This is a genomic window from Dyadobacter sp. (assembly GCF_051859145.1).
In the GTDB taxonomy this organism is placed as follows: Bacteria; Bacteroidota; Bacteroidia; order Cytophagales; family Spirosomataceae; genus Dyadobacter.
Genome location: NZ_JBHYGF010000404.1, coordinates 1 through 3543, shown reverse-complemented (window position 1 = coordinate 3543; position 3543 = coordinate 1). Strand labels below are relative to the sequence as shown.

Below are 3543 nucleotides of genomic sequence, written 5' to 3'. Positions count from 1 at the left end.
GGCCGGCATACTGATGCTTTATCACTAGTTTTTAAGACCTTTCAATAACGCTTATAACAAATATTCGTAATGCAGGATACTTATGTAATTATCATGGCAGGCGGAGTGGGTACCAGGTTCTGGCCATTCAGCCGGACCGATTTCCCGAAGCAATTTCACGATGTACTCGGTACCGGACAGACGCTTTTGCAGCAAACTGTTGAAAGATTTGATGGAGTTTGCCCAATCGAAAATGTTTATATAGTTACCAGTCAGGAATATAAAGAGCTCGTAAAAGAGCAGATCCCGGCACTGTCTGATGATCAGATCCTGCTGGAACCGAATCGCAGGAACACAGCGCCGTGCATTGCTTATGCCTGTTACAAAATCGCAGCGCGCAATCCCAATGCAAATGTAGTAGTTGCGCCTGCCGACCATATTATTCTTAAAAGCGACGTTTTCAGAGATACCATCAAGGTTGCTCTTGGAGCTACCCGGAATGAAGATATCCTGGTTACCCTGGGTATCCAGCCAACCCGGCCCGACACCGGTTATGGTTACATTCAGTACATTCCTGACAAGCTGACTGTTAAAAAGGTTAAATCCTTTACCGAAAAACCTCACCTGGAACTCGCATTGCAGTTTTTAGACAGCGGCGATTTTGTATGGAACGCAGGAATTTTTGTCTGGAATATCAATGCATTTAAAAAGGCATTGAACGAGTTCCAGCCTGAGATCGCAGAAATATTCAGCGGAGGCGATAACCACTATTACGTTGAAACGGAGGATTCCTTTGTTCAGCGGGCATACGCGCATTGCGGCAGCATTTCTATTGACAATGCGATCATGGAAAAAGCGGACAATGTTCACGTGGTTTTAAGCAATTTCGGCTGGTCGGACCTTGGTACCTGGAAGTCACTGTATGAAGTTTCAGAAAAAGATTCGAACCTGAATGTAACAGACGGAAACCTGATCCTGTACAATACAACAAATTCGATCATCAAAACACCCGCTGATAAGCTTGTTGTAATCAATGGTCTGGACGGTTTTATTGTAGCCGAATACGACGGAGTGCTTTTGATCTGCAAAAAAGAAGAAGAACAGAAAGTAAAGGAGTTTGTAGCCCAGGCGAAGGAGTTGAATCCGAAGTATGTTTAGTTTGTGAGAAGATACCGTTAGAAAAATGCCAGGCTGTGAGGTCTGGCTTTTTTGTTTTTATCCAGTAACTTTATAATACACTGTCAAAGCCAGAATATGTCAGCATCAGAACTTAGAGCGGAAGCGATTCGGATCGTTAATGAAATTGACGACGACAGAATGGAAGACCTGTTGACAATGCTTAATTGCTTAGTGGAACAGCAAAATGCGGAATCGATTGAAATAGATCCTGCCGAACTCAACCGGCTCTTAACAGAATCTTTAAAACAAGCTCAACAAGGAAATTTAATCCCGAATGAACAAGTACTTAAAGAAGGCAAAGAGTGGCTTACGAAATTAAATGGACGGCGGATGCAAGGAGAGACTATACCGAAATAATCTCCTATTTATATGATCAATGGGGGTTTGAAATAGCGGATGAATTTACTGACAAACTCAAACATCAGCTGGACTTGCTAAGTAAATACCCATTCCTAGGTAAAAAGCACAGAGCTTTTAGTTCTGTTCATGAATTTGTTCTGGGAAGGCATCAAACGCTGTATTATACAGTTTTTGATAATACAGTTCTGTTGATGAATATTCGTGATAATAGGCGCTCAAAATAATCAGCTAGCCTGCACCTTCTCAATCTCAAAAAACCGCACATCCGCTTTTACATTCTCTAAAATCTTCTGCGATCGCTCCGGCCGGGCGTCGGTGATGAAGACCTGGCCGAGGAAGCCGGTGTCTACTAGTTCAATCAGCTTGTGAATGCGGCGGTCGTCGAGTTTGTCGAAAATATCGTCCAGCAGCAGGATCGGAGTTTTTCCTTTTTCTTCTTTCAGTAACTCAAACTGTGCCAGCTTCAATGCGATCAGGAAAGACTTTTGCTGTCCCTGCGAGCCAAATTTTTTGAGAGTAACTTCATCAATTTCAAATATATACTCGTCTTTGTGAACACCTTTCCCGGTGCGCTGCGCGTGCAAGTCGCGGCTGCGGTTTCTCCTGAACTCTGCTGGAAAGTCGGCGCTGGATACCTCACTTTCGTAGATTACATCAACCTTCTCTTTCCCGCTGCTCAAAAACGCATAGTACTTATGGAACAATGGCAGGAACCGCTCCATAAACCGGCTGCGATGATGGTAAATCCTTTGAGAAAGTATAATCAGCGGTTCGTTGTAGGTTTCGAGCAAATCTTCGTCGAGGTAATTGCGCTCGGCAAAGAGCTTTAACAATCCATTCCGGTTGTTCAGGATCTTGTTGTATTGAAGAAAATCTTCCAGGTACCCCTCTGTTGCCTGTGCCAGTACACCGTCAAAAAAACGCCTCCGCTCCTCGCTGCCTTCGCGGATTACGTCTGTATCGTCAGGAGCAATTAGTACGAGCGGGAAAAGGCCGATATGGTCGCTGAGCCGCTCATAGTTCTTCTTGTCGGACATGAATACCTTGCGCTGACCACGTTGGAAGCTGCATGTAATCTGCGTGTGACGCGCTTTGTCGGCAAACACACCATCAATTACAAAAAAGTCAAATCCGTGTTTAATGCCCAGCGCATCCTGATTGTGGAAGGCACTTTTGGTGAGTGTCAGAAAATAAATCGCATCAAGGAGATTCGTTTTGCCACTGCCATTCTCGCCAACCAGGCAGTTGACATGTTCACCGAAGGTCAGGGCTTTCTCCTCATAACTTTTAAAGTATGTAAGGTGGAGCTTTTCTAGCCACATGAACTTCTTTGTTATTTAGTTTATGCTTATTTTCGCAAATCATTGCGTGAGTACGGCAAAAAACAGGCTCTGTTCAAACCATTAACTTTAAGACAAAGTTCTGTCTTTATAAACGAGAACCAAATAATGGCCACCGTTACTGAAAAAAAGAAATCATCTGCCCCAAACAAAGTACAGCATTCAAAAGAGCGGTATCTGTTCTGGTTCGAGAACATGCTTTTACAGCGTCGTTTTGAAGAAAAAGCGGGCCAGCTTTACGGTCAGCAAAAAATCCGGGGCTTTTGCCATTTGTATATCGGTCAGGAAGCTTGTTCTTCGGGAGCTGTTACCGCACTCAAAGAAGGTGATAAATACATTACCGCTTACCGCGATCACGGTATTCCGCTTGCGCTGGGAACTTCACCCAATGCAATCATGGCGGAGCTTTACGGTAAGAAAACAGGAACAACCAAAGGTAAAGGCGGTTCCATGCACATTTTCGACAAAGAGAAAGGTTTTGTCGGCGGCCACGGGATCGTTGGAGCTCAAATTCCATTAGGCGCCGGAATTGCATTTGCCGAGAAATACAATAAGACAGACAACGTTTGTATCTGCTACTTTGGAGACGGTGCGATTCGTCAGGGTGCATTCCACGAGGCGCTGAACATGGCGATGAGCTGGAAGTTACCTGTCATTTTTGTTGTTGAAAACAATGGATATGCAA

The 3543-nt window shown here is 44.3% G+C and carries 5 protein-coding genes; 4 read left to right on the top strand and 1 reads right to left on the bottom strand.

Features of this window, described 5'->3' with window-relative positions:
• The first annotated feature begins 69 nt into the window (after window positions 1–69).
• The 3 genes from ACTIE6_RS20315 (at window position 70) to ACTIE6_RS20305 (ending at window position 1742) form a co-directional block, all read left to right on the top strand.
• Window positions 70–1137, top strand: coding sequence for a mannose-1-phosphate guanylyltransferase (locus ACTIE6_RS20315; protein ID WP_439558373.1), 1068 nt, complete (start codon window positions 70–72; stop codon window positions 1135–1137).
• Window positions 1138–1233: 96 nt separating this feature from the next.
• Complete coding sequence (locus ACTIE6_RS20310) at window positions 1234–1515, top strand: hypothetical protein (RefSeq protein WP_439558374.1); 282 nt, start codon at window positions 1234–1236, stop codon at window positions 1513–1515.
• Window positions 1461–1742 carry a type II toxin-antitoxin system RelE/ParE family toxin gene (locus tag ACTIE6_RS20305; RefSeq protein ID WP_439558372.1) on the top strand — a complete coding sequence of 94 codons (282 nt, stop codon included), beginning with the start codon at window positions 1461–1463 and terminating at the stop codon, window positions 1740–1742. Before ACTIE6_RS20310 ends, ACTIE6_RS20305 begins: the two co-directional genes overlap by 55 nt.
• On the opposite strand, the gene recF is transcribed toward ACTIE6_RS20305, so the two are convergent.
• Entirely contained in the window at window positions 1743–2840 is a 1098-nt protein-coding gene (recF, locus tag ACTIE6_RS20300; protein WP_439558371.1) for a DNA replication/repair protein RecF, read from the bottom strand.
• 126 nt (window positions 2841–2966) lie between these two features.
• On the opposite strand from recF, the gene ACTIE6_RS20295 reads away from it, so the two are divergent.
• Window positions 2967–3543, top strand: a 577-nt coding sequence (locus ACTIE6_RS20295; protein WP_439558370.1) for a thiamine pyrophosphate-dependent enzyme, incomplete at its 3' end; no start/stop codon positions are given.